We start from the raw sequence: 25362 nt of genomic DNA, 5'->3' as shown, positions 1-25362 counted from the left end.
AGGGAGGGGGCGATGGCCAATATCCTGATCTCCGGCGCCGGGCTCGGCGGCCTCTGCGCGGCGCTGGCCCTCGCCCGGCGCGGCCATTGCGTGAGGGTCGCGGAACGCACGGAAAGCCTCACCGAGGTGGGCGCGGGCATCCAGCTCAGCCCCAACGCCATGCACGTCCTGCGCGATCTCGGTGTTGAGCCCGCGATCGAGCGCGCCGCCTTTGAGCCGGAAGCAGCGGTGATCCGCGACGGACGCAGCGGAAAGCCGCTCGTCTCCGTCCCGCTGAAAGACCGTTGCCGCAGCCGCCTCGGCGCCCCCTATCTGCACATCCACCGCGCCGACCTGCACGCGGCGCTGGCGCAGGCCGCAGAGGCGGCAGGCGCGGAGATCCTGCTCGGAACCGAGATCACGGACTATGCGCAGGACGAGGCGGACGTCCTCGCCGAAACGGCGGACGGGGCGCGTCTGAAAGCGGACGCGCTGATCGGCGCGGACGGCCTGCGCTCGCCCCTGCGCCAGGCGATGCTCGGTCCGTCGGCCCCGCGCTTCACCGGCCATATCGCCTGGCGCGCGACGGTTCCGGCGGACCGCCTGCCGGAAGGCGCGATTCCCCCCGACGCGACGAGCTGGATCGGCGAGGGCCGCCATCTCGTGACCTATTACCTGCGCGGCGGCGCGCTGATCAATGTCGTGGCGATCGAGGAAAGAGGCGAGTGGACGGAGGAAAGCTGGCACAGGCCCGGCGATCCGGCCGCGCTCCGTGCCGCCTTCGAGGGTTGGGACGAGCGGCTGACGCGCCTCCTCACCCTCTGCGAGGCGCCCTTCGTCTGGGGGCTGTTCGATCATACGCCGCTCGACCGCTGGACCGAGGACCGGGTGGCGCTGCTCGGCGACGCCGCCCACCCCATGCCGCCCTTCATGGCGCAGGGCGCGGCCATGGCGATCGAGGACGCCTGGGTGCTGGCGGAGAGCCTGAGCCGAGGCGACGACATTGCCTCCGGCCTCTCCCGCTATGCCGCGCAGCGCCGTCCCCGCACCGCGCGTCTTCAGCGAGTCTCGCACGCGAATGCGCGCAGCTTCCATCGTCAAGCCGGGCTGAAGGGGCGCCTCAATCGTGTGGTCCTGCGCGCGGGCGGCATGGCCCCTGCCCTCGTGGCGCGGCGCCTCGACCGCATCTGGGCCCATGACGTGACGCAAGACAGCTTTGCGGCGGGGCAGCGTTTACATTCTGCGCCGCAATCTTAGCTCTGATCCCGAACAATCCCTGTCCAGCCAAGGGGAGCCAAGGCCATGTCCAGCACACCGCAATCCGCCGCCGGCAAGAGCCGCCGCATCGTCAAGATCAGCCAGGGCATGCCGACTTCGGACGGCGCCGGGGTCAAGCTGACCCGCATGATGGGGCATCAGGGCCTGCCCGATCTCGACCCCTTCCTGATGCTCGACCAGTTCCGGTCCGACGATGCGGACGACTATATCGCCGGGTTCCCGAACCACCCTCACCGGGGCTTCGAGACCGTCACCGTCATGCTCGATGGCCGCATGCGGCACGGGGACAGCCGCGGCAATAGCGGCGTCGTCGGCCCCGGCGGCGTGCAGTGGATGACGGCCGGCAGCGGCCTCGTCCATTCCGAGATCCCCGAGCAGGAAGACGGCCTGATGTGGGGCTTCCAGCTCTGGCTGAACCTGCCCGCCGCCAGGAAGATGACCGAGCCCGGCTGGCAGGACATCCCCGAGGACGACATTCCTGTCGAGACCCGCGAGGGCGCCGCTGTGCGCGTGATCGCGGGCGAGACGTCAGGTAGCACGCGAGGCCCCGCGAGGAGCGCCGCGCCCGAAACGGATGTGCGCCTGTTCGATGTGCGGCTGGAGCCGGGCGCGAGCTTCGCCGAAAGCCTGCCGGAGGGGCACAACGCCTTCGTCGCGGTCTATGGCGGCGAAGTGCGCAGCCAGGGCGGGGATCGCGAAGTGGCTGTGGCGGCGCCGAATCTCGGCGTCCTGTCGCGGGAAGGGCACGTCGCCCTCGAAGCGGGTCCCGAAGGCGCGCGCTTCCTTCTCGTCGCGGGCCGTCCGATCGAAGAGCCGGTCGCCCGCTACGGCCCCTTCGTGATGAATACGCGCGCCGAACTCCAGCAGGCAGTGGATGATTTCCGCGCCGGGCATATGGGATAGCCGCCCGGCGAACCTTACAGCCGCGCCTATGGTGTTAGCGGTAACATCATGCTTGTCTTCCGGCGAGGAAACGAACCGGGAGACACGGCCATGAAAATCTTTCTCGACACGGCGGAGACGGGCGAGCTGAAGAGCGCGTTCGCGACGGGGTTGATCGACGGGGTGACGACGAACCCCTCGCTGATCGCCAAGTCGGGCCGCGACTTCAAGGAGGTGGTGGCGGAGATCTGCGAGATGACCGACGGTCCTGTCTCCGCGGAGGTCGCCTCGACCGAGGCGGAAGTGATGGTCAAGGAGGGGCGCATCCTCTCGGACATCGCCTCGAACGTGGTGGTCAAGCTGCCGCTCACCTTCGAGGGGCTCTCGGCCTGCCGCGAGCTGACCGAGGACGGCATCGACACCAATGTGACGCTCTGCTTCACCGCGGCGCAGGCCTGGCTCGCGGCCAAGGCGGGGGCGACCTACATCTCGCCCTTCATCGGCCGGCTCGACGATCTCGGCATGAACGGCATGGAGCTGATCGAGGAGATCCGCATCCTCTACGACCAGCACGGCTACGAGACGCAGGTGCTCGCCGCCTCGATCCGCGGCCCGGTCCACGTCAAGGAAGCCGCGCTCGCAGGCGCCGACGTCGCTACCATCCCGCCCAAGGTGTTCTCACAGCTGATCAAGCACCCCCTCACCGACAAGGGCCTCGACGACTTCGTCAAGGACTGGAAGGGGACAGGACAGAGCATCCTCTGAGGAAGAGGCGCAGCCCCTCTTCTTTCATCCGACCTCGGAGGACACCCATGCCCAAGCCGATGAGCCGTTCCGCCCTCGCCGCCCTACTCGCGGTGGGCGTCTCCGCCGCGCCCCTCGCGATCGCCTCTGCGCAACAGGGCTGCTCGGCGCCCACCGCGCTTTGCGAGGCTGCGGGCGAAGGCGGCTTTCCCCTGATCGCGGACGGCCAGCCCGCTCCGGTCTATGCCGCCGAGGACGAGCATGACGGCGTCCTGCGCGCCCTGCGGAACCTGGCGGACGATCTCGGCGAGATCGGCGGCGCCCCCGCCTCCCTCACCCTCGGCGAGCTGCCGCGGGAGGGACTACCCGTCCTCGTGGGCTCGCTCGACAGGTCGGACCTGATCCGAAAACTGGTCGATGAGGGCAAGCTCGACACGGCCGGAATAGCCGGCCAATGGGAAGCCTATGTCCAGGCGGTGGTCGAGAACCCCCTGCCCGGTGTCGAACGCGCGCTGGTCATTGCCGGGGCCGATGAGCGGGGCACGATCTACGGCGTCTACGACCTCCTCGACCGGGCCGGCATGTCGCCTTGGCATTGGTGGGCCGATGTCCCCGCCAAGCGTCACGAAGCGCTTCACGTCGCGCCCGGCCGGCGGGTCGACGCGCCCAAAGTCAAATATCGGGGCATCTTCCTCAATGACGAGAACCCGGCTTTGTTCGGCTTCGCCAATGACACGTTCGGCGGGTTCAACGCGGATTTCTACGAGCACGTCTACGACCTGATCCTCCGCCTGCAGGGCAATTACCTCTGGCCGGCCATGTGGGGGAAAGCGCTCTATGACGACGATCCGCGCAATGCGCAGCTCGCCGACGAAATGGGCATCGTCCTCGGCACGTCGCACCACGAGCCGATGATGCGCGCCCATATCGAATGGGACCGCTATGGCGAGGGCGACTGGAACTACGACACCAACGCCAAGACCCTCCGCGCCTTCTGGCGCGAGGGGATCGAGCGCATGGGCGATGGCGAGACCCTCGTCACCGTCGGCATGCGGGGCGATGGCGACGAAGCGATGACCGAAGGCACGGCCATCGACCTCCTAGAGCGCATCGTCGCGGATCAGCGCGGAATCATCGAGGACGTCACTGGCGAGCCGGCCGAAGAGCAGCCGCAGGTCTGGGCGCTCTACAAGGAGGTGCAGGACTATTACGACCAGGGGATGGAGGTGCCGGACGACGTCACCCTCCTCTTCGCCGACGACAATTGGGGCAATCTGCGGCGCCTGCCCGAGCCCGGGGCGGAGCGTCCCGGCGGGTACGGCGTCTACTATCATTTCGACTATGTCGGCGGTCCGCGGAACTACAAGTGGATCAACACGACCCAGATCGAGCGCGCCTGGGAGCAGATGAACACCGCCTACGAGTACGGGGCGGACCGGCTCTGGATCGTCAATGTCGGCGACCTCAAGCCGATGGAATTCCCGATCGACTTCTTCCTCGAGCAGGCCTGGGACCCCGAAGCGATGACCCTCGAGCGCGTTGACGGCTATGCGCGCGACTGGGCCGCGGAACAGTTCGGAGAGACGCATGCCGAAGAGATAGGCTCGCTCCTCGAGACCTATACGAAATACAATTCCCGCCGGAAGCCCGAACTCCTCGATGCGGACACCTATGATGCCGCCTCGGGCGAATGGGACCGCGTGGCGGATGCCTATCAGGAGCTGGCAGAGCGCGCCGATGCCCTGCGCGAGGATCTGGCGCCGCGCTACGACGACGCCTTCGTGCAACTCGTCTGGTTCCCGATCCAAGCGAGCGCGAACCTCCACGACCTCTATCGCGCGGTCGCGCTGAACCGTCTCTATGCGAAGCAGGGGCGGCCGCAGGCCAATGCCATGGCCGATGCGGCGGAAGCGGCCTTCGCGCGCGATGCGGAGCTGACGCGCCTGTTCCACGAGGAGGTCGCGGGCGGCAAGTGGAACCACATGATGTCGCAGACGCATATCGGCTACACCTATTGGCAGCAGCCTGACGAACAGGCGATGCCGGAGGTGACGCGGCTCGACGTGCCGCGCGCGGCGAGCCTGGGCGTGGCCGCGCAGCAGGGCGCCGAGGCGGCGCTCGCCCTGCCGCCCATGGATGTCTTCTCGCAGCAGGCGCGCGAAATCGAGATTTTCAGCCGCGGACAGAAGCCGGTGCGCTTCCACGCGGAAGCCGGCGCGCCCTGGCTGACCGTCAGCCCGCGCAAGGGAAAGGCGCTGGCGCGAACGCTGACCGTGACGGCGGACTGGGATGCGGTGCCGGTCGGAGAGCATGAGGTCCCGATCACCGTCTCCGGCCCCGGCGGCGAGGCGGCGACGGTGATGACGCGGGTGATGAAGCCCGAGAATGCGCAGGACGCGGCCGGCTTCGTCCTCATCGGCGGCGAGGTCGCGATGGAGGCGACCAGCGCGGCCTGCCGCATGGACGGGGACGCCCTCACATGGCGCGAAATCCCCAATCTCGGCCGGACCGGCTCCGCCCTGACCGTCACGCCGCCCACGGCGGACGCAGCCGAGCCCGGTGCGGGGCCGCGCCTCGACTATCTCGTCACCGCCTTCCAAGGCGGCGAGGTGACGGTGGAGGCGACCTTGTCGCCCTCGCTCGATGTGAGAGGGCAGGACGGCCTCGCCTATGCGGTCTCGCTCGGCGACGAGGCGCCGCAGATCGCGCGGTTCGATCTCGAACCCGATGATCCGGCTTGGAACGAGGCCGTCTCGGACAATGCGGTGCGCGTGACGACGACGCATGACATCGACCCCGGCCGGCAGGTCCTGCGCCTCTACGCGATGGACCCGAATGTCGTCTTCCAGCGCATCGCCGTCAGGCGCGGCGATGCCTCACCGCTCTATCTCGGTGCAAAGGAGGGACCGCTTGCCGGCAACCCGTCCTGCGAGGACACGCGGATGCGCGGCGAGAAGCTGGCGGAAGGGCGGTAAGCTTCCCCCCTTAGCGGCGCGGCGGCCGTTGCGGCGGACCGTTGCGCCTCGCTGCCTGCCGCCCGACCGCATTGGCCAGCATGGCCCAGATCCTGGCGCGGTCCCGCTCCGTATGCGGACCGAGTGCGCCCCGGGCCTGCTGCGGCAGGTGCTCGACCGGCTCGCCATTCGCCTTGAAGGCGTAGTGGTCGAAGACGCCGCGCCAGACCTCGCGCTGCTGAGGCGGGAGGTCCCGCACGGCGAGGATTGCATGCAGCAGCGCATCGAAGGGCGATCCGAGGCCGGGCTGCGCCTCGTTCCACCAATAGTTCACGAGGATGTTGAAGCGCTCGAGCGACTGGACGTGGTGCCACCAGAAATAGGGTACGAACAGCGCGTCGCCCGGGCCGAGCTCTGCGGTCAGCGCATGTCCGAGCGCCTCCCGGAAGCGCGGATAGCGCTCATAATCGGGGTCCTCGAGGCGGACCATGCTGATCGGCGGACCTGCCAGGGTGAGTTCGAAGGGCCCTGCGTAAAGGTTGGGAAGCTGATCGGGCGGGAAGAGCGTGAAGCGCCGCCGTCCGGCCACGACGCAGGCGACGTTCTGCGACAGGTCGAAATGGGTCTGCACGGTCAGCGCATTGCCGATCCAGATGCGCGGCGGCACCGATGGCGGCAGGAAGGGCAGCCGGTTTTCCTCGGCGAACCCCGGCAGGGCCTGCGGCGTCGGCACGGACTGGATATAGACGGAGCGGGCGCGCTCCTGCCCCTCCGCCTGCAAGAGCTCGTCGAGCGCCGCCCCGATCCGCTCGGGCCTCCGCTCGAAATTGAGGCCGGTCAGCTCGTCATTGTAGAAGAAGCGTCCCTCGATGGCGGGATCGCCGAAGATCGTCTCGACAGGCTGGCCCGCATCGAAGCGGCGCACATAGCCTGCGGCGGCGGCGGCCGACTGCCGGGCGGCGCCGACCGCCGGCCAGTCGCCGACGAGCCCGCGCATGACGACCGGCCTCCCCTGCGGCAGCACTTCTGTTCCGAACTGCTCCGGCGTGACGCCGTGAAGCTCCGGGATCGGCGAAAGCGTCTCGGTCATGTCCATTCCCTGCCTTAGCGTCTCGGCCTGAAAAAGAGAAAGGCGCCGCCGATCGCCCGGCGGCGCCTTTCCCCGGAGGAAGACCCCGAAGCGGTTAGAAGCTGAACCGCGCGGACAGCGTGATGCGGCGGTCGTTCTGGAAGAAGGACCGCGCCCCTCTGAGACCGTCGGAGTTCGGAATGAACGTCGTGGTCTCCGTGATGTCGTTCAGCAGGTTCGCGCCCTGCACACCGACCTTCACGTTCTCGTTCACCGTATAGAAGAACGATCCGTCGAGCTGACCCGTCGCTTCTTGGAAGATCGGATAGAACGGCGTGATCGCGTCACGCGGCGTGACGAGATAATCGTCACGCCAGTTGTAGACCAGGCGCGTCGAGATCTTATCCTTCTCGTAGATCGCGGCGATGTTGAAGTTGTGCTTCGACAGGCCCTGCAGCGGGAAGTCGCTCAGGTCGATCAGGGCCTCGCTCTGACCCGGGCTGGAGAGCGTCGGGTCGAGACCGGACGACTGCACACCAGTGCTGTCGATATAGGTATAGGTGGCCTGCGTCCCCAAGCCGTCGAAGGGCGCCGGCAGCATGTCGTAGAACTGCTGGTAGGCGAGTTCGAAGCCTTTCACCTTGCCGGTATCGTCGGAGTTCGTCGGGACATTGGTCAAGAAGACGTCGAAGGTCTGGCCGTTGTTCTCGAAGGTCGCCGAGCTCTGCCCCGTGACGATGATGTTCTGGATCTCCTTATAGAAGGCCGAGACCGTCAACGAGCCGACTTCCGCGAAGTACCACTCATAGGAGAGGTCGAAGTTGTCGGACTTCACCGGTTCGAGGATCGGGTTCCCGCCCGTACCCTGGAAACCGTAGAAGCCGCTGCTGCCGCGCGGGTTCTCCGACTCGAGCGTACGCGGATCGTCCGTCAGCGACGGCGTGATCGTATAGCTCGGGCGCAGGAGGCCGACCTCGGGCCGGGAGATCGACCGAGAATAGGCGAAGCGGATCAGCATGTCCTCGTTCAGCTGGAGCTTCGCGTTGAAGCTCGGCAGGAAGAGGTCATACTTGTTGTCGACGTCGCGAACCTCGGAAGCATTGTTGGCGAAGGCCCGGATCGCGGCCTCCTCTGCGTCGGTGAGGTCGCAGAACTCCGGAATCGTGTAGGTGTCCTGGATCGTACCCGGCTGTCCGTCCGATACGGGCGTGTCCCCGCCGCTCGTGTCTTGATAGGGCGCCAGGCAGACGTTCTCGCCACCGATCGGAATGGGACCGTCAGGGTCGGTATTGGGAGCCAGACCCGATGTGATCGGCAGGGTCGAGGGATCGGGGAACTGGAACGCGCCGCTGGACGTCAGATCGGTCTGGAACCAGCGCACGCCGAAATTGCCGTCGAGCGACATGCCGGAGTCGCCGAGATTATCGAACCCGTAGTCGAGACGAATATAGGCGGCGATGGTCTCCTCGGTGACGTCCGTGATCTCACCCGGAAGGAACGGCGTGCCTTCGACGACGCCTTCGCGCTCCGCCAGACGACGCCAGCCGCCGGAACCGCCGGTCGCGCCGCCCGTCACGCCGCCGGCATCGAGCCAACGCGTAACGACCGCATCGGCGAAGTCTGCCGTCGCGTCGTAGTCTTCACCGGCATCCATGAAATAAGGATAGGCCGGCGGGCGCACGACTTCGCCACGTTGGAAGTTGTTCCAGCCGAAGTTCTCGACCACGCCTTCGGGAACGCCGAACTCGTCCATCCAGACCGGGCCGCCATTACCCCAGATTTCGCTGAGTGCGCCCCAGTTATAGGTCGAGAAGCGGGTCGTTTGATCACGCTCGGACCAGCGCCCGCCGACGCGAACGGCACGCAGCGGCCCCATCTCGTCCATGAAGTCGTAGTCGACGTCCGCGCGGAAGGCGTGCTCCTGCCCCTCGCTGTCCTCGAGGTGGTCCATGGCGGCCCGCCAGAAGGAGTATTGCGGGTCGTAGAGCTCTTCCGTCGTATCCGCGTAATCCGGACAGGTATTGCTGATGCCGTTTGCGCAGTCATAGGCGATGCCGGAGTTCGGCTGGAACTGCTGCCCTTCAACCTGCGTCGGAGGGGTGAGGATGACTTCGGGAATGTTTTGTCGGGTGTCCAGCAGCACGTCCTGGAAGCTCGAGCCCCAAATGCCGATATCGGTGTTGCTCACCTCGGAGTCGATGAACTGGTAGTCGAGGTTGAAGGCCCACCGGTCATTCGGGGTGAACTTCACGTTGAACGAGGCGTCCTGCGTCAGGTATTCCTGCTCGACGCCGCGATTGATGTTGTTCGACTGCAGACCGTAGATCGGGGTCGTCGGATCCGTGTTCTGGTCGGCGCGCCAGCCCGTCGGAGCGGAAATCTGCCCGTAGGAGAAAAGGCTGTCATCGGTGAAGCCGAACTCGGTGCCCGGCACAGGGAAGAACGCCGTGTCGCCGACATTGTCCGTCGCGATCTCGATGACGTGCTCGTTCCAAGACGTCGTCGCTTCGGAGCGGAGGAACTCGGCCGTGGCCAGAACCGTCTCGGAAGGGTTCTCCCACTGCAGCGAGCCGCCAAAGCCCTTGCGCTCACGGTCATAATCCTGCGTCCGCAGAGCGGCGCCTTCGGGGACGAAGGTCCTGCTGCCGTCGCCGGCGAGGTCGGTCCGCGGCTGGAAGCTGGACACTTGAGTGCCGTCCGAACGGGTCTTGAGGTCGGAATAGACGCCGTTGATGAGAACACCGAAGCGGCCCGCATCCGTGTACCAGTCGTTCGAATACAGACCGGACACGGTCGGCGTGACCTCCTCGCGGAAGTCGCCGTAGTTCATCTCGACGGCACCAGCGATCACCTGCCCGGCCTTGTCGAACGGCTTGCGCGTGATGAGGTTCACCGTGCCGGCGATACCCCCCTCGATCAGGTCGGCCGTCTGGTTCTTGTAGACGCTGACGCCGCCGAGGAGTTCGGGCGGAACGTCGGCGAAGCTGAGGGCCCGGCCATTGTTCGCCGAAAACGTGTCGCGGCCGTTGAGTTCGGACCGCACAAAGGTCAGACCACGGACGAGAACGTCCTGCCCCTCGATGGAGAAGTGGTCAGGGTCGTTGGCAGCGGCGAAGCGGCTGATCTGCACACCGGGAACACGCTGAAGCGCCTCGGTGACGGACCGGTCGGGCAGCGCGCCGATGTCCTCGGCGGTGATCGCGTCGACGAAGGTATTGGCTTCGCGCTTGATGTCCTGCGCGCTGGAGAGAGAGCGGCGAATGCCTTCGACGACGATGACGTCGGCGTTCTGCTCGTCCCCGGCGATGTCGTCCTGCGCGCGGGTATCGGACTCGCCCAGAAACTCTTCCTGGTCGACCGTGCTACCGGTCTGCGCCATTGCCGGCATCGCGACGGCCATCGATGCCGCCGACGCCGTCCCGAGAAGGAGCGCCCATACCGGTCGCTCGAGGACGGACTTCACCTGTGGATTGCTCATTCGTTTCCTCCCTGCCCAGTCGGGCTTTGCCGCCGCGGTTCTATCGGAACGCCGATCGCCGCGGTCGGCCGACGCATTCTTGACGACGGGAGCACAAAATGTTTGCGCTATCAATGACGGTCTCTGCGGCAACCGGAAACAGTCGCGCCTGTATGGCAGAATGGTTACAGTCGCAGGGCAGAGGGCTAAGACCGTGAGCGGAATGCACGAAAATGCGAGAGCGCGGGACGGGGTGCGGGAGGTCTCCATCATCGGCGGCGGCACGGCCGGCTGGATGACGGCGGCGGCGCTCGCGCGGCTGATCGCGCCGCTCGGCGTGAAAGTGCGGCTCATCGAATCGGACGCCATCGGCACTGTGGGCGTGGGAGAAGCGACCCTTCCGCATATCCGCTTCTTCAACGAGCGCCTCGGCATCGACGAAGCCGAATTCATGGCCGCGACGCAGGCCACCATCAAGCTCGGGATCGAGTTCCGCGGCTGGGGCCGGGAGGGCGACAGCTACATCCACCCCTTCGGCGATTACGGCCGCGAAGCGGGCGGCGTCGCCTTTCACCAATTGTGGCGGCGCCTTCATGCCGAAGGCAAGGCCGGGCGCATCTGCGACTATTCCCTGCCGGTCGTCATGGCGGAGCAGGACCGATTCGCGCCGCCCGCGGCCGATCCCCGCTCGGTCATGTCGTCCTTCTCCTATGCCTATCAGATGGATGCGACGCTTTATGCCCGCTTCCTACGCGCATTCGCCGAAGGCCTCGGCGTGGAGCGCGTCGAGGGCCGGATCGTGGACGCGGCGCTCGTGCCGGACACGGACCATGTGGACCACGTCATCCTGGAGGACGGCCGCAGGATCGGCGGCGACCTCTTCGTCGACTGCTCGGGCTTCAGGGGCCTCCTGATCGAAGGCGCGCTGAAAGCGGGTTACGAGGACTGGTCGGACGTTCTGCCCTGCGACCGCGCCGTGGCCGTGCCCTGCGACAGCGCGGGACCCCCTTCCCCCTATACCCGCGCCACGGCGCGCAAGGCGGGCTGGCAGTGGCGCATTCCGCTCCAGCATCGCCTGGGCAATGGCTATGTCTATTGCTCGGACCATATCGGGGATCAGGAGGCGGCGGACGATCTCCTCTCCTGCCTCGATGCGGCGCCGCAGGCGGAGCCCCGCTTCCTGCGCTTCAGGACGGGGCGCAGGCGCCGCCAGTGGGTCGGCAATACGGTCGCGCTCGGCCTCTCCGCAGGCTTTCTCGAGCCGCTCGAATCGACGAGCATCTATCTCATCCAGGCCGGCATCACGACGCTGGTCGAGCTCTTCCCCGAAGGTCCCGTCGATCCTCTCGATGCTGCCGAGTTCGACCGCGTGATGGCGCTCGAATATGAAAGGGTGCGCGATTTCCTCGTCCTGCACTACTTTGCGACGGAGCGTGACGACTCGCCGTTCTGGGACAGGGTCCGGACGATGGCGATCCCCGACAGCCTGTCCCACAAGATGGAGCTGTTCAGGCGCAGGGGCAGCGTGGTTCAGTACAAGGACGGCCTCTTCCTCGAGCCGAGCTGGCTCGCCGTCTATCTTGGCCAGCGCGTGGTGCCGGAGGGGCACGACCCGCTGGCCGACCGCATGCCGCTCGACAAGGCGGAACGCTATCTCGCCGAGCTGCGCAGCCAGATCCGGCGGACGGTCGACGCCCTGCCGCGGCACGAGGATTTCCTCAAGCGCCATTGCCCGGCTGCCGCGGCATGACGAGTGGCCTCCGCACAGAACGGATCGCCGTCCTCGGCGAAACATGGGAGGGCTGGCTCTGCGCGGCCTTTCTCGCCCGGCTCCTGGGGCGGATGACGCAAGTCGTGGTCGTTCCGACGCCTCAGGATGCGGGCGCGCCGCCCGCCCTCGCCAGCCTGCCGAGCATGCGGGGCCTTCACGACGCCATGGGGCTCGACGAGCATGATCTCGCCCGCGCCTGCGAGGGGACCTTCAGGCTCGGCACCCTCCATGAGAGGGAAGCGGGCCGCAGCTTCGTCGTCCCCTTCGGCGCCCCGGGCCCGAGCCTCGAGGGCGCGGCCTTCCACCAGCACTGGCTGCGCCTGAAGGTTCAAGGCGACGAAGGCGGCTTCGAGCCGCACTGGCTGGGCGCGGTCCTGGCCCGCAGCGGCCGCTTCCTGCCGCAGGCGGAGGTCGAGGGCCTGCCTCTGCCGGAATACGGCCTGCACCTTTCGGGAGCGGCCTATGCGAAGTTCATGCAGCGCGCGGCCCTGCACTACGGCGCGAAGCGGGCCGCGCGCCTCGCGCAGGCCTTGCCCGGGAATGACGATCGCATTGACGCGCTGCGGCTGGAGGACGGCGCGGATCTCCGCGCCGATCTCTATCTCGACTGCACCGGAACGGCGCCCGATGCGGCGGCTGGCTGGCATGACGCTGGCGCCGCCCCCGCCCTCGCCTGGTCGGAGGACAGCACCCAGCCGAACCTCTCGGCGACGCGCATGCGCCTCGAAGAGGACGCAGAGGATATCCTGATCCCCCTCGCCGGCCGCAGCATCAGGTTGAGAAGCGGCGGCCCCGGCGGCGAAGGGCGCCTTGGCTGGCAGGCGCGGTCCTGGCGCGGAAACCTTGTCGCGATCGGCGCTGCGGCATGCCGTCTCCCGCCGCTCGAAATGCCGCAGATGCGGATCGCGCAGATCGGCATCGAGGCCCTGCGCGGCCTTCTGCCGAATGGCGCCGATCAGCGGGTCGAGCGCGAAGAGTTCAACCGCGTGACGAGCGAAGCCTATGCGCGCCTCGCCGATTTCCAGCGCCTTCACCGCATCCTTGCCGGCAGGGCCGCGCAGCCTGCGCCGGACGATCCCCTCGCGCGGAAAATCGAACAGTTCGAGAGCCGCGGGCGGGTAGTGACCTATGACGGCGAAAGCTTCGATCAGGACAGCCACCTCGCCGTCATGCTCGGTCACGGCCTGATGCCGCGCCGATACGATCCGCTGACGGAGACCGTGCCCGCCGGAGAGGCGCGCTCTCGGCTCAAGCAGCACCGGCGGGCCGTGCTGAGAGCCGCCGAAACCGCACAGGACCAGGGCGAGGTGGCAAGAATCCTTCACGCCCCGCGCCGCCGTTCGGCGGGGGGCGGACGATGAGCGCGGCCCCGATCGGCGACGTCGTCATCGTCGGCGGCGGCACCGCCGGCTGGATGACGGCAGCGGCCCTCTCCCGTCTGCAAAAGGGCGGCAGGACGCGCATCCGGCTGATCGAGTCCGACGACATCGGAACCGTCGGCGTCGGCGAGGCCACGATCCCGCCCATCTCGCAGTTCAACGGCCTGCTCGGCATCGACGAGAACGACTTCCTGTCGAAGACGCAGGGCACCTTCAAGCTGGGCATCGAGTTCGAGGGCTGGACCCGGCCGGGGCACAGCTACATGCACCCCTTCGGCAGCTACGGGCACGACGCCGAAGGAATCCGCTTCTACCAGCTCTGGCTGAGAGGACGCGCCGAAGGCCGCATCCCAGATCTCGGCGAGTTCTGCCTGTCCGAAGCCGCCGCCTATCTGCACCGCTTCCTGCCGCCCTCGCGCGATCCGCGCGACGTGCTCTCCTCGCTCGCTTATGCCTACCATTTCGATGCCGGCCTCTATGCCGCCTATCTCCGCCGCCATGCGGAGGCGGCAGGCGTGCGGCGGACCGAGGGCAAGGTCGTCGACGTCGCCCTGCGCGGGGAGGACGGCTTCGTGCGCTCTGTCACCCTCGCTTCGGGAGAGGTCGTCGAGGGCGATCTCTTCGTGGACTGCTCGGGGTTCAGGGGCCTCCTCATCGAAGGCGCGATGGAGGCCGGGTTCGAGGACTGGCGGCACTGGCTGCCCTGCGACCGCGCCGTCGCGGTGCCGAGCGCGCGGACGGAGCCGCTTCTGCCCTATACCCGATCCACTGCGCGCGAGGCGGGATGGCAATGGCGGATCCCGCTCCAGCACCGGACCGGCAATGGCCTCGTCTATTGCTCCGACCATCTGTCGGCGGAGGATGCGGAACAGACGCTCCTCGCCAATCTCGAGGGACAGCCGCTCGGCGAGCCGCGCCATCTGCGCTTCACCACAGGGCGGCGGAAAGAGGCATGGGTCGGAAACGTCGTCGCCATCGGCCTTTCGGCGGGTTTCCTCGAGCCGCTCGAATCGACCTCGATCCACCTGATCCAGTCGGGCATCCACAAGCTCCTCGCCCTCTTCCCGGACAGCCGCTTCGCGGAGATCGAGCGGACGGAATACAACCGCCTCATGGCGCTGCAATTCGAACAGGTGCGCGACTTCCTGATCCTGCATTATCACCGCACCGAGCGCGACGGCGCCTTCTGGCGGTATCTCCGCGAGATGGAGGTCCCCGAAAGCCTGCGCAGGCGGATCGAACTCTTCGCCTCCAAGGGCCGGATCTTCCGGCACGAGGACGAGCTGTTCGGCGAGGACAACTGGCTGGCCGTGCTGTGGGGACAGGGCGTGCGCCCTGAAGGGTACGATCCGCTGGCCGACACGCTTTCGAAAGAGGCGGTCGGCAAGCTCCTCGCCGGCACCCACAGAGCCATCCAGTCCACGGCGCCGCAGCTGCCGGCACACGCCGCCTATATCGAACGCCACTGCGCCGCCCGCCCGCACCCGCCGGAGACTTCCTCATGACCGACCGCCAGATTCGCAGCATCTTGATCGTCGGAGGCGGCTCGGCCGGGTGGATGACCGCGGCCACGCTCTCCAAGCTCCTCAAGAACGACTATTGCGACATCACGCTGATCGAATCCGATGCCATCGGCACGGTCGGCGTCGGCGAGGCGACGATCCCGCAGATCGGCACCTTCAACCGCACGCTCGGCATCAACGAGGACGATTTCGTCCGCCGCACCAAGGGCACCTTCAAGCTCGGCATCGAGTTCGCGGATTGGGGGCGGAAGGGCGACCGTTACATCCACCCCTTCGGACCCTATGGCCTCGACATGGAGGGCGTGTCCTTCCACGCCTATTTCCTCAAGAACCACCCGGATGCGGACCCGGATGCGCTGGCGCGCTATTCGCTCCAGTCCATCGCGGCGAAGAAGAACCTCTTCATGCGGCCGGTCCAGGCGGGCAATTCGCCCCTGTCCAAGATCGCCTATGCCTTCCATTTCGATGCGGGCCTCTATGCCAGATTCCTGCGCGAGGAGGCGGAGGGCCGCGGCGTGAATCGCGTCGAGGGCCGCATCGGCGATGTCGCCCTGCGCGGCGAAGACGGCTTCGTGCAATCCGTCACGCTGGAAGACGGGCGGCAGTTCGAGGCAGACCTCTTCATCGACTGCTCGGGCTTTCGCGGCCTGATCATCGAGCAGGCGATGGAGACCGGCTATCACGACTGGTCGCACTGGCTCCCCTGCGACAGGGCGGTCGCCGTGCCCTGCGAGAGCACCGGCCCGCTCCTGCCCTATACCCGGTCGACCGCGCGCGAGGCGGGCTGGCAGTGGCGCATCCCGCTCCAGCATCGCTTAGGCAACGGCTATGTCTATTCGAGCCCCTATCTTTCCGAGGAGAAGGCGACCGAGACCCTGCTCGCCAATCTCGACGGCAAGCCGCTCGCCGAGCCGCGCCATTTGCGCTTCACCACCGGGCACAGGAAGAAGTTCTGGGTGAAGAACTGCGTTGCGATCGGGCTGTCCGCAGGGTTCCTCGAGCCGCTCGAATCGACCTCCATCCACCTCATACAGAGCGGCATCGCCAAGCTGTTGCAGATGTTCCCCGACCGCGGCTTCGAACAGGCCGATATCGACCGCTACAACCGCGTCACCACCTTCGAGTTTGAACGCATCCGCGACTTCCTCATCCTGCATTACCACGCGACGCAGCGGGACGATTCGCCGTTCTGGGACTATGTCCGTGAAATGAGCATCCCGGACTATCTCGAGGACAAGATGCGCCTCTTCCGCTCGCACGGGCGCGTGTTCCGCGAGAACGAGGAGCTGTTCAACGATACGAGCTGGTTCTCGGTCCTGATCGGTCAGAACGTGAAGCCGGGCGGATACGACCCGGTGGCGAACGTGCTGTCGGACGAAGAGACGGCCCGGCGGCTCGACCATATCCGCCAGACCATCGCGACCTGCGCCGAGCATATGCCGCCGCACGCCGAGTTCATTCGCGAGAACTGTTCCTCAGGCGACCTCGAAGCCGCCTGAGGGAGGGCCGCCTACTCGCCGCCCTCGGCATACATGCCGAAGGTGGCGCCGACGAAACCGCCCGCGACCCGCGTGGACAGGATCGTGCCGTCGGCATCCTCTTCGATGACTTGCCACTCACCGCCCGCGGGCCGGAAGGCGAAATCGTAATCTCCGTCATCGGCCGCGATGCGCAGGTCGAGGGGCGCGCCGGGCGCGCCCTCATAGGCCGTGCTCGCGATGACCTCGCCCCGCTCATCCATGCCGGGCCCGGCGCGGCGGCGGAGGCGAACGACCGGCTCGCCCGCCTCGTCCAGGCCGAGGCCGAGAGCGTAGTAATACTCGTCGCTCTGCATGACGAGGAGGCCCGCTTCGTCCCCGCTATCCCGCGGCGTGAAGGTCATCTCGGTCTGCGCGGCCGCGCTTCGATGCTGCTGGCGCCTGACGAGGACGGAAGGCTGGGCCTTGTCGCCGAGCCGCTCGTCCCGCGCCTCGATGACCAGCGCGCCATCCTCCACCGCATACCAGTCCTCGTCCGGAACGCGCACGGTCATCCAGTAAGGCTCGAGCGGTCCCTCGAGGTCTTCTCCCAGCGTGAAGCTGCCGGAGATGGGCACGGATGGCGCTTCCCCTTCGGGCAGCGCCGGGCGGTCGGCGACGTAAGGCACCTGCTCGTCGCCCTGCACCATGACCGGCCACCCGTCTTCCCAGCGCACGGGCATCAGGAAGGTCTCGCGACCGGTATTGTAGGTGTCGCCCTCGTAGGGCCGCACGCCGAGGAAGGTCGCCCACCATCCGCCTTCGTCGTCCTGGACGAGATCGGCATGGCCGACCGAGGTGATCGGGTTCGGCCTGTCCGCCGGCAGGTGCCGCTGGGTCAGGATCGGATTGTCCTCATAGGGCACATACGGCCCCAGCACGTCGTCAGAGCGCAGGACCACCTGGCTGTGATTGACGGCCGTGCCGCCTTCTGCCGCCCAGAGATAATAGCGGCCGTCGATATTGTAGATGTGCGGGCCCTCGATCCAGATCGGATTCTCTTCGGGCCGCACGCCGCCGTCGAGCAGGACCTGCGGCTCGGAAATCGACTGGAAGGTCTCCGGGTCCACTTCCCGGATCCAGATGGCGCGGTGCCCCTCATAGCGCGGCTCGCCCTCCGGCGCGTCATTGTTGATGACATAGACCTTGCCGTCCTCATCGAAGAAGACGCTCGGATCGATGCCGCCGACTTCGGGCAGCCAGATCGGATCGGACCACGGCCCTGCCGGGTCCTCCGCCGTCACGATGAAATTGCCCCCGCAATCGACGCAGGTATTGGCGACGTAATAGGTGCCGTCCTCGTATTCGATCGTCGGCGCGAAGACGCCGCGCGACAGGCCGAGGCCGTCGAAGTCGAGCATGCCGGGCCGGTCGATCACATTGCCGACCTGCTCCCAGTTGACGAGGTCGGTGCTGCGGAAGACCGGGAGGCCGGGGAAATAGGCGAAGGTCGAGGTGACGAGGTAATAGGCGTCCTCGCCCTTGGTGATGCTGGGGTCGGGATAGAAGCCGCTGAGGACTGGGTTGCGGTATTGCCCCGCCTCCGGCTCCGGCAGCCCATCGGGCACCGTCCCCTCATAGGTGAAGCTGTCGAAGCGGGCAGTCAGGACATCTTCCGCGATATCCTGCCCCGTCCTCTCTTCGGCCTGAAATCCGTCCGCCTGGCAGGCGGCGAGGCCGATCAAGGGAAGCAGGCTCAAGGCATAAACGGATGTCTGCATGGTACGCTCCTCTGGTGATCGCTCTGGACGCGGCGACCTTCCCGGTGGTAGCGCTAACACAATCGTGCGCCGGTGGAACAGGACGCGCGGCAGACACGGCGGATCAAGCCGCCGGACCATGGGAGGTTCCGCATGACACGCTTCACCCGGCGGCAGGCTCTGACGCTTCTTGGCGGTTCGGCCGTCGCCGCGGCCTGTGCGGGACAGACCCCGGGCCCCGTTTCGCCTGAGGGCGTGGCCGGCACCGATGCCTTCGTTCCCCTGCACGAGCTAGCGCAGGCCAAGGGCCTCCGCTTCGGCACGGCGATGAGCGCGGGGCAGCTCGACGATCTGCGCTACCTCGAAATCGTCCGGCGCGAATGCGGCGTCCTCGTCGCGGAGAACGCGCACAAGCTCTACACGATCCTGCCGCAGCCCGATGCGTGGAACTTCGCGCCCGGCGATGCGCTGGCGGATTTCGCGCAGGATAACGGCCTCGGCATGCGGGGACACACCCTTATCTGGTCGCATCCGCGCTGGCTGCCCGACTGGCTCAACGAGACCGAATTCGCGACCGCTGGCGAAGCGGAAGCCTTCCTCGACAGCTATATCGGCCGCGTCGCGGGCCGCTACAGTCCCTTCATCTATTCCTGGGACGCGATCAACGAAGCCGTCGACCCCGCGACGGGCGAGCTGCGCGAGACGCCGTTTACGCGGGCGATGGGGCCGGAGGCCATCGACTACGCCTTCTTCGCCGCCAAGGAAGCGGCGCCCGGCGCCACCCTCGCCTATAACGACTACATGTCGTGGGAGGGCGGACACGAGACCCACCGCACCGGCGTGTTGCGCCTGCTCGAACGTCTCATCTCGAACGGCGCGCCCATCGATGCGCTCGGCATCCAGTCCCATTCGAACGAGGACATGCCGAACGAATACACGCCGGAAAAGCAGCGCGCCTGGCGCGCCTTCGTGGACGAGGTCGTGGGCATGGGCCTCGACATCTATCTGACCGAATTCGACGTGAACGACACCGATCTCGGACCGGACATCGAGATGCGGGACCGCCTGATCGCGAGCTATACGAGAGACTATCTCGACCTCATGCTGTCCTACCCTCAGACCAAGGAATTGCTGGCATGGGGCATGGTCGACAAACACAGCTGGCTCCAGGGCTTCATGCCGCGCGAGGACGATGTCGAGAAGCGTCCGACGCTCTACGATTCGAATTACCAGGCGAAGCCGATGCGCGAGGCGGTCGCCGCCGCCCTGCGCGCCGCACCCGACCGGGCCTGAATTCGCCGCTGAGGAGGCTGCGCCATGTTTCTAGGAATCGATGTCGGCACGTCCGGCGTGAAGGTCGTCGTCACCAATGCCGATGGCGATGTCATCGAGCAGGCGGTGGCGCCGCTCACCGTGTCGCGGCCGCAGCCCCTGTGGTCCGAGCAGGACCCGGCCGACTGGTGGCGCGCGACCGACGAGGCGGTGCGCAGCCTGACTGCCGAGCGCCGCGCCAAGGTCGAGGCTGTCGGCCTGTCGGGCCAGATGCACGGCGCGACGCTGCTCGGCGAGAACGACGCGGTCCTGCGTCCCGCCATCCTGTGGAATGACGGGCGCAGCGCCGCGCAATGCGAGGAGCTGGAGCGCCGCGAGCCCCGCTCGCGCGAGCTGACGGGGAACCTCATCTTCCCCGGCTTCACCGCGCCCAAGCTTCTCTGGGTCGCCGAGCACGAGCCCGAAATCTTCGCGGCCGTCCGCAAGGTGCTCCTGCCCAAGGATTATGTCCGCCTCCTGATGACAGGCGGATACGCAACCGATCAGTCCGATGCTTCGGGCACGTCCTGGCTGAATGTCGGCAAGCGCGCCTGGTCGGACGAGATGCTGGACGCCACCGGCCTCACGACGGCGCATATGCCCGAGCTGTTCGAAGGATCCGAGGCCACCGGCACCCTCCTGCCTGAGATCGCGAAGGGCTGGGGCATGGAAGAGGTCCCGGTCGCGGGCGGCGGCGGCGACAATGCGGCGGGCGCGGTCGGCGTCGGCGTGACCGGACAGGGCGATGCCTTTTTGTCGCTCGGCACGTCGGGCGTCCTCTTCGCCGCCGGCGACAGCTTCGCCCCCAATCCCGAAAGCGGCGTCCACGCCTTCTGCCACGCTTTGCCCGGCCGCTGGCACGAGATGACGGTCATGCTCTCGGCCGCCTCCTGCCTCGACTGGGCGGCGCGCATGACGGGCGTTCACGACGCGGGCGAGGCGGTGGCGGGCGCAGAGCGCTATGGCCGCCTCGATTCGCCGCTCCTCTTCCTGCCCTATCTTTCGGGCGAGCGGACGCCCCATAACGACCCCCATGCCCGCGGCGTCCTCTTCGGCATGGACCACGACACCGGCCCCGAGCAGGTCGCGCAATCCGTGCTCGAAGGCGTGGCCATGGCCTTCGCCGACGGGCTCTCCGCGCTCGACAGCGCCAGCGCCGTCGAACAGATCACCGTCATCGGCGGCGGCTCGCGCTCTGCCTATTGGGGCCGCATCCTCGCGGCCGCGCTCGGCCGTCCGCTGGTCTATCGCCGCGACGCGGAGGTCGGACCGGCCTATGGCGCCGCCCGCCTCGCCCAGCTCTGCGCGGGCGGGAACGAGGCGAGCGTTCTCGCCCCGCCGCCCGTCGTCGAGACGGTCACCCCAGACCCGGCCGACGTCCGGCTCCTGGCCGAAAAGCGCAAGCGCTTCTCGGCCCTCTACGCGCAAACCCGCGACATTCTTCCGAGAGGAGACGACTGATGAGCAAAGACTATTACGCCGGCGTAGAGCCCGTGCAGTACAAGGGTCCCGAAACGGACGATCCCTTCGCCTTCCGCTATTACGACAAGGACCGCGTCGTGATGGGCAAGACCATGGAGGAGCATCTGCGCCCCTCGGTCTGCTACTGGCACAGCTTCGCCTGGAACGGCTTCGACGTCTTCGGCGCGGGCACGTTCGACCGCCCCTGGCACAAGCTCGACGGGCAGGAAGGCGCCGAAGCGAAGCTCGATGCGGCCTTCGAGTTCTTCTCCCGCCTCGGCCTGCCCTTCTTCGCCTTCCATGACGTCGACGTCATGGCTCCGGCGGAGACGATGAAGGAGCATACCGAGAACCTCGCCCGCATTCTCGATCCGCTCGAAGCCAAGATGGAAGAGACCGGCAAGAAGCTCCTCTGGGGCACGGCCAACCTCTTCAGCCATCCGCGCTATATGGCGGGCGGCGCGACCAACCCCGACCCGGAAGTCTTCGCCTGCGCCGCCGTGCAGGTGCGCCAGATGATGGACGCCACCAAGCGCCTCGGCGGCGCCAACTACGTCTTCTGGGGCGGCCGCGAGGGCTATGACACCCTCCTGAACACCGATCTCGGCCGCGAGATGGACCAGTATGCGCGCATGCTGTCCATGGCGGTGGACTACAAGCACAAGATCGGCCTTAGCGGCCCGATCCTGATCGAGCCCAAGCCGCACGAGCCGACCAAGCATCAATACGACCGCGACGTCGCCACGGTGTACGGCTTCCTCGAACGCTACGACCTCCTCGAGGACGTGAAGGTCAATATCGAGACCAACCACGCGACGCTCGCCGGCCTGCCGATGGACCACGAGGTCGCGGCGGCCTATGCGCTCGGCATCTTCGGTTCGGTCGATGCGAACCGCGGCGATCCGCAGAACGGCTGGGACACCGACCAGTTCTGGAACGATCCCGTCGACATCACCCGCACCATGATCCACATGCTGCGCAATGGCGGCTTCGAGACCGGCGGCTTCAACTTCGACTCCAAGGTCCGCCGCCAGTCGATCGACGCCGAGGACCTCTATTTCGGCCATATCGGCGGGATGGACGCGCTGGCGAAGGGCCTTCTTTCGGCTGCCGCAATTCTCGAGAACGGCGAGGCGGACGCCTTCATCAAGGAACGCTATGCGGGCTGGGACGGCGATCTCGGGCGCTTCATCCGGAACGACGCCACGCTCGACTCGCTCGCCGACCGCGCGCTGTCGGAAAATCTCGATCCGAAACCGCGGTCCGGCCGCCAGGAACGTTTGGAAACGTTTGTAGCCAACTACGTCTGAGGGCGCCCTCCCCTCGCTGTTGCTTCGGCAAGATGACGGCTGCAAAGTCTACGGGTGGCGGACCGCCACCCGTAGACAAGCCGAGGAGAGCGTCGAGCGCATCGTGAGGAACGACACCGATACGCTGACCCGGCGTTCTCAACCCACACTCAAGGAGGTCGCGGAACGAGCGGGCGTCTCTCAGATGACCGTCAGCCGCGTCCTGAATTCGCCTGACATCGTCCGGCAGGAGACGCGGGAACGCGTTCGCGCCGCGATCACCGAGCTGAATTACCGGCCGAACCTCGTCGCGCGCAGCCTAGCCGGTGGCCGCTCGCTCTTCATCGGCCTGACCTACAACAACCCCAGCAGCGGCTATCTCGGAGAGCTCCTGATCGGAGCGCTCAAGAGCTGCCGCAGCGGCGGCCACCACCTGGTGGTCGAAGAGCTGTCGGACGGAGACGTCGAGGAGCCCGAACGGGTCGCCGAGCGGCTCCGCGAGGGCGGGCTCGACGGCTTACTCGTCGCGCCGCCGCTCAGCGAGAACGCTCCTCTGATCGAGGCTCTGCGGGCAGCGGGCATTCCCTGCGTCCTGATCACGCCCGCCGAGACGGGAACGGGAGCGCGCCGGGTGGCGATCGACGAAGAGGCCGCGGCCCATGCGATGACCGGCCAGCTCCTGCGCCTCGGCCATGAACGCATCGGCTTCGTCAGCGGCCCGGACACCCAGCTCGCTCCGGATATCCGCATGCAGGGCTATGAGCGGGCGCTTCGCGAGGCGGGACAGCCCTTCCGTTCGGAACTGATCGTGCCCGGCGCCTTCACCTATCGGTCGGGCATGGAGGCGACGGAACGGCTGCTCGCCCTCGAAGAGCCGCCGACCGCGATCTTCGCGGCGAATGACGACATGGCGGCCGGAGTGATCGCCGCCGCGCACAGGGCAGCCCTGCGCGTGCCGGAGGATCTGTCGGTCGCGGGCTTCGACGACACGGAGATGGCGCGGACCATCTGGCCGAGCCTGACCACCATCCGCCAGCCTATCGCCGACATGGCGGCCTGCGCCGTCGACCTGCTGGGCGAGGATGGGCAGGAACGCCGCGCCATCGTGCTCGACTTCGAGCTGGTCGAGCGGGACTCGGTGGCCCCGCCCGCTTCCTGAGCGCCTTATCGGCGCGAGGCGCCGCCCCTAGGAGCGGTCCTGCACGTCCTCGGACAGGAAGGCCGCGATCCAGAACAGGGGCGCGTTCCAGTTGATGGCCACTTCGTTCAGCGCATAGGCGCGGTAGTCGTCTCGATAGCAGGCCATCGGGGCGCAGCCTTCGGCCACCAGCGCCTTGGTCACCTCGTCGCCCGAGCCGGTCTCGTTCGGCCCGCCGGCCAGAGCGCCTGCGGGCGGAAGCGGGAGTCCCTCCTCCACCGCGCCCATCCAGAAGCGGTGGTGCGGCTGGCGCAGCGCATTCTCGCCATAGCCGGCGATATAGGAGAAGCCGAGCGGATTGCGGCCGAGCAGATAGTCGGTGACGCCGAGAACGCCGTTGCGATAGCGCATCTCGCCGGTCAGGTCGTAGGCGTAGCCGAGGACCATGCCCCGGTTCGCCATGTCGCCATTCGAGCCCCAGACATAGCTGCGGTCGAAGGGCACGCCGTAGCCCTGCTCTTCGGCTTCCGCGAGGAAGGCGTCGGCAACCGATATCAGCTTCTCCTCGGCCCTTGCGCGCTCGTCCTCGTCCAAGGCGCCGGCGGTCAGAAGGGACAGGGTGCCGAGCGCCTCGACGGTCGGCCATGCGATGTCACGCACCCCCGGCCGGGGGACGGCGAGGAAGAAGCGCGAGCTGCGCATGTCCTCCGCATATGCCGCCTCGCCGGTCGCCGCGTAGAGCTCGGCCGCGGCCCAGTAGAACTCGTCCTCGACATTCGTATCGCCATAGGCGCCGCTGCCGCCTTCGAGCACCTCCGTCGCGAAGGCGTCCGGGACGCGTCTGGCGGCGTCATAGGCGCGGCGCGCCGCTTCGAGGCAGGTCCCGGCATAGGCGTCGTCCACGCCGTCGAAGACCCGGGCGCACTGGGCGGCCGTCGCCGCGAGGTTCAGCGTCGCGGCCGTCGAGGGATAGTTGACGACCCGGTCATCCGGCGCATCTTGCGGCGGCAGGGGGAGGCCGGTCCATGCCGAATCGCCGACCTTGTGGTGCGCCATGCCCGAGGCATCGACCTGCGTGAGCGTCAGGGTCTCTTTCCCGCCCTGATCGCCGAGGGGCAGGCGCAGGGACGTCCCCTCCGGCACCTGCATGGAGAGGAGGAAGTCCATCTCCCACCGCGCCTCGTCGAGAAGGTCGGGAACGCCGTTCCCCGCTTCGGGCAGCGCGGCCTCGCCGTCCGCCACGCCGCCATCCGCCCGTTCGGCGTAGTTCATCAGCGTCCACGCCGCGATGCCGCCATTGACGACGTATTTTCCGTGGTCGCCCGCATCGTACCAGCCCTTGGAGACATCGAGCTCATAAGGGCAGCCGCCCCAGTCATTGCCGCGGTGATCGGTGCGAACGCAGCGGGTGATGTCCGGCGAATGGCCTGCGGGCCGCGCCCATTCCTCGCCCACGAGAGCGGCCTCGACAGGGGCGCCGGCGCGCTGGTGATAGAAGAAGGCGAGCGCATCGGCAGCGAGGTTTCCGTAGATCCCGTCCTCGATCGCGAAGGGCTCGCTTTGCGCCCCGCCCGCCGCAAGGACGAAGCCCTCTCCCGTCGCATCGGCAGCGGAGAAATCGATAATGTGCACCGACTGGCCGGAGGCGGCGTCCGGGCCGAAAGGCTCGGTCTGCCCGCTCGCGACCGTCCCGCCACGCGCGTCCCGCAGTGTCCACTCGAGCGGCGCGTCCGACGCCGCCACGAGCGTCGCCTCCTTCGCCCCGCCCGGCAGGTAGCCGGCCTGGTTGGCATGCAGCGCGGCCGCCTCCTGCGCCGCCGCGGCACTGGCGAGGGATATTCCGCTCAAGCCGAGCACCGTCCCCGCCAGCCACAGATTCCGCTTCGATGATCCCACCCGATCCTCCCGGC

The 25362-nt window shown here is 67.4% G+C and carries 16 protein-coding genes; 12 read left to right on the top strand and 4 right to left on the bottom strand.

Annotated elements, in window-relative coordinates:
• Positions 1–12 precede the first annotated feature (12 nt).
• The 4 genes from IE88_RS0110175 to IE88_RS0110160 all read left to right on the top strand — a co-directional run bounded on the left by IE88_RS0110175 (position 13) and on the right by IE88_RS0110160 (position 5858).
• Complete coding sequence (locus IE88_RS0110175; protein ID WP_051881886.1) at positions 13–1236, top strand: FAD-dependent oxidoreductase; 1224 nt, start codon at positions 13–15, stop codon at positions 1234–1236.
• A gap of 45 nt (positions 1237–1281) precedes the next feature.
• On the top strand, positions 1282–2160 hold the full coding sequence (locus IE88_RS0110170; protein ID WP_051881885.1) for a pirin family protein: 879 nt from the start codon (positions 1282–1284) through the stop codon (positions 2158–2160).
• Positions 2161–2250: 90 nt separating this feature from the next.
• A complete protein-coding gene (gene fsa, locus IE88_RS0110165) occupies positions 2251–2904 on the top strand; it encodes a fructose-6-phosphate aldolase (RefSeq protein WP_031552282.1) in 654 nt (217 codons plus the stop codon).
• 47 nt (positions 2905–2951) lie between these two features.
• Positions 2952–5858, top strand: a complete 2907-nt coding sequence (locus tag IE88_RS0110160; RefSeq protein WP_202900484.1) for a glycosyl hydrolase 115 family protein — start codon at positions 2952–2954, stop codon at positions 5856–5858.
• 10 nt (positions 5859–5868) lie between these two features.
• Here the strand turns inward: IE88_RS0110160 and IE88_RS0110155 are convergent, their stop codons facing one another.
• Positions 5869–6927 carry a cupin-like domain-containing protein gene (locus IE88_RS0110155; RefSeq protein WP_051881905.1) on the bottom strand — a complete coding sequence of 353 codons (1059 nt, stop codon included), beginning with the start codon at positions 6925–6927 and terminating at the stop codon, positions 5869–5871.
• Between the two features lie 94 nt (positions 6928–7021).
• Complete coding sequence (locus IE88_RS0110150; protein WP_051881883.1) at positions 7022–10384, bottom strand: TonB-dependent receptor; 3363 nt, start codon at positions 10382–10384, stop codon at positions 7022–7024.
• A 202-nt stretch (positions 10385–10586) separates the two neighbouring features.
• On the opposite strand from IE88_RS0110150, the gene IE88_RS0110145 reads away from it, so the two are divergent.
• Genes IE88_RS0110145 through IE88_RS0110130 form a run of 4 tightly spaced genes read left to right on the top strand, consistent with a single transcriptional unit; the run spans position 10587 to position 16535 of the window.
• Positions 10587–12113, top strand: coding sequence for a tryptophan halogenase family protein (locus tag IE88_RS0110145; protein WP_031553933.1), 1527 nt, complete (start codon positions 10587–10589; stop codon positions 12111–12113).
• Complete coding sequence (locus IE88_RS0110140; RefSeq protein WP_156032559.1) at positions 12110–13495, top strand: tryptophan 7-halogenase; 1386 nt, start codon at positions 12110–12112, stop codon at positions 13493–13495. The genes IE88_RS0110145 and IE88_RS0110140 overlap by 4 nt, the downstream gene beginning before the upstream one ends.
• Positions 13492–15018 (top strand): tryptophan halogenase family protein, encoded by a 1527-nt coding sequence (locus tag IE88_RS0110135; protein ID WP_031553927.1) that lies wholly within the window; start codon positions 13492–13494, stop codon positions 15016–15018. The genes IE88_RS0110140 and IE88_RS0110135 overlap by 4 nt, the downstream gene beginning before the upstream one ends.
• Positions 15015–16535 (top strand): tryptophan halogenase family protein, encoded by a 1521-nt coding sequence (locus IE88_RS0110130; protein ID WP_031553923.1) that lies wholly within the window; start codon positions 15015–15017, stop codon positions 16533–16535. Before IE88_RS0110135 ends, IE88_RS0110130 begins: the two co-directional genes overlap by 4 nt.
• Before the next feature lie 11 nt (positions 16536–16546).
• On the opposite strand, the gene IE88_RS0110125 is transcribed toward IE88_RS0110130, so the two are convergent.
• On the bottom strand, positions 16547–18274 hold the full coding sequence (locus IE88_RS0110125; protein ID WP_081871593.1) for a glycoside hydrolase family 43 protein: 1728 nt from the start codon (positions 18272–18274) through the stop codon (positions 16547–16549).
• A gap of 132 nt (positions 18275–18406) precedes the next feature.
• Between IE88_RS0110125 and IE88_RS0110120 the strand changes: the two genes are divergently transcribed.
• The 4 genes from IE88_RS0110120 to IE88_RS0110105 all read left to right on the top strand — a co-directional run bounded on the left by IE88_RS0110120 (position 18407) and on the right by IE88_RS0110105 (position 23473).
• Positions 18407–19546, top strand: coding sequence for an endo-1,4-beta-xylanase (locus IE88_RS0110120; RefSeq protein ID WP_031553916.1), 1140 nt, complete (start codon positions 18407–18409; stop codon positions 19544–19546).
• 24 nt (positions 19547–19570) lie between these two features.
• Positions 19571–21025 carry a xylulokinase gene (gene xylB / locus IE88_RS0110115; protein ID WP_031553912.1) on the top strand — a complete coding sequence of 485 codons (1455 nt, stop codon included), beginning with the start codon at positions 19571–19573 and terminating at the stop codon, positions 21023–21025.
• Positions 21025–22335 carry a xylose isomerase gene (gene xylA, locus IE88_RS0110110; RefSeq protein ID WP_031553909.1) on the top strand — a complete coding sequence of 437 codons (1311 nt, stop codon included), beginning with the start codon at positions 21025–21027 and terminating at the stop codon, positions 22333–22335. The genes xylB and xylA overlap by 1 nt, the downstream gene beginning before the upstream one ends.
• 103 nt (positions 22336–22438) lie before the next feature.
• Complete coding sequence (locus tag IE88_RS0110105; protein WP_031553908.1) at positions 22439–23473, top strand: LacI family DNA-binding transcriptional regulator; 1035 nt, start codon at positions 22439–22441, stop codon at positions 23471–23473.
• Positions 23474–23500: 27 nt separating this feature from the next.
• Here the strand turns inward: IE88_RS0110105 and IE88_RS0110100 are convergent, their stop codons facing one another.
• Positions 23501–25348: a glycoside hydrolase family 9 protein gene (locus IE88_RS0110100; RefSeq protein WP_202900482.1), complete on the bottom strand. Its 1848-nt coding sequence runs from the start codon at positions 25346–25348 to the stop codon at positions 23501–23503.
• Positions 25349–25362: the final 14 nt, after the last annotated feature.

It is taken from the genome of Parvularcula oceani, from assembly GCF_000733125.1.
GTDB classification, from domain to species: Bacteria; Pseudomonadota; Alphaproteobacteria; order Caulobacterales; family Parvularculaceae; genus Parvularcula; species Parvularcula oceani.
This window is presented reverse-complemented; position numbering and strand designations above follow the sequence as displayed.

Coding starts and splice junctions, on each gene's coding strand:
- xylB (WP_031553912.1), top strand. CDS start 19,571: ATGTTTCTAGGAATCGATGTCGGCACGTCCGGCGTGAAGGTCGTCGTC.
- IE88_RS0110120 (WP_031553916.1), top strand. CDS start 18,407: ATGACACGCTTCACCCGGCGGCAGGCTCTGACGCTTCTTGGCGGTTCG.
- IE88_RS0110140 (WP_156032559.1), top strand. CDS start 12,110: ATGACGAGTGGCCTCCGCACAGAACGGATCGCCGTCCTCGGCGAAACA.
- IE88_RS0110155 (WP_051881905.1), bottom strand. CDS start 6,927: ATGACCGAGACGCTTTCGCCGATCCCGGAGCTTCACGGCGTCACGCCG.
- IE88_RS0110135 (WP_031553927.1), top strand. CDS start 13,492: ATGAGCGCGGCCCCGATCGGCGACGTCGTCATCGTCGGCGGCGGCACC.
- IE88_RS0110130 (WP_031553923.1), top strand. CDS start 15,015: ATGACCGACCGCCAGATTCGCAGCATCTTGATCGTCGGAGGCGGCTCG.
- IE88_RS0110145 (WP_031553933.1), top strand. CDS start 10,587: ATGCACGAAAATGCGAGAGCGCGGGACGGGGTGCGGGAGGTCTCCATC.
- IE88_RS0110150 (WP_051881883.1), bottom strand. CDS start 10,384: ATGAGCAATCCACAGGTGAAGTCCGTCCTCGAGCGACCGGTATGGGCG.
- IE88_RS0110160 (WP_202900484.1), top strand. CDS start 2,952: ATGCCCAAGCCGATGAGCCGTTCCGCCCTCGCCGCCCTACTCGCGGTG.
- IE88_RS0110125 (WP_081871593.1), bottom strand. CDS start 18,274: ATGCAGACATCCGTTTATGCCTTGAGCCTGCTTCCCTTGATCGGCCTC.
- IE88_RS0110170 (WP_051881885.1), top strand. CDS start 1,282: ATGTCCAGCACACCGCAATCCGCCGCCGGCAAGAGCCGCCGCATCGTC.
- fsa (WP_031552282.1), top strand. CDS start 2,251: ATGAAAATCTTTCTCGACACGGCGGAGACGGGCGAGCTGAAGAGCGCG.
- IE88_RS0110175 (WP_051881886.1), top strand. CDS start 13: ATGGCCAATATCCTGATCTCCGGCGCCGGGCTCGGCGGCCTCTGCGCG.
- xylA (WP_031553909.1), top strand. CDS start 21,025: ATGAGCAAAGACTATTACGCCGGCGTAGAGCCCGTGCAGTACAAGGGT.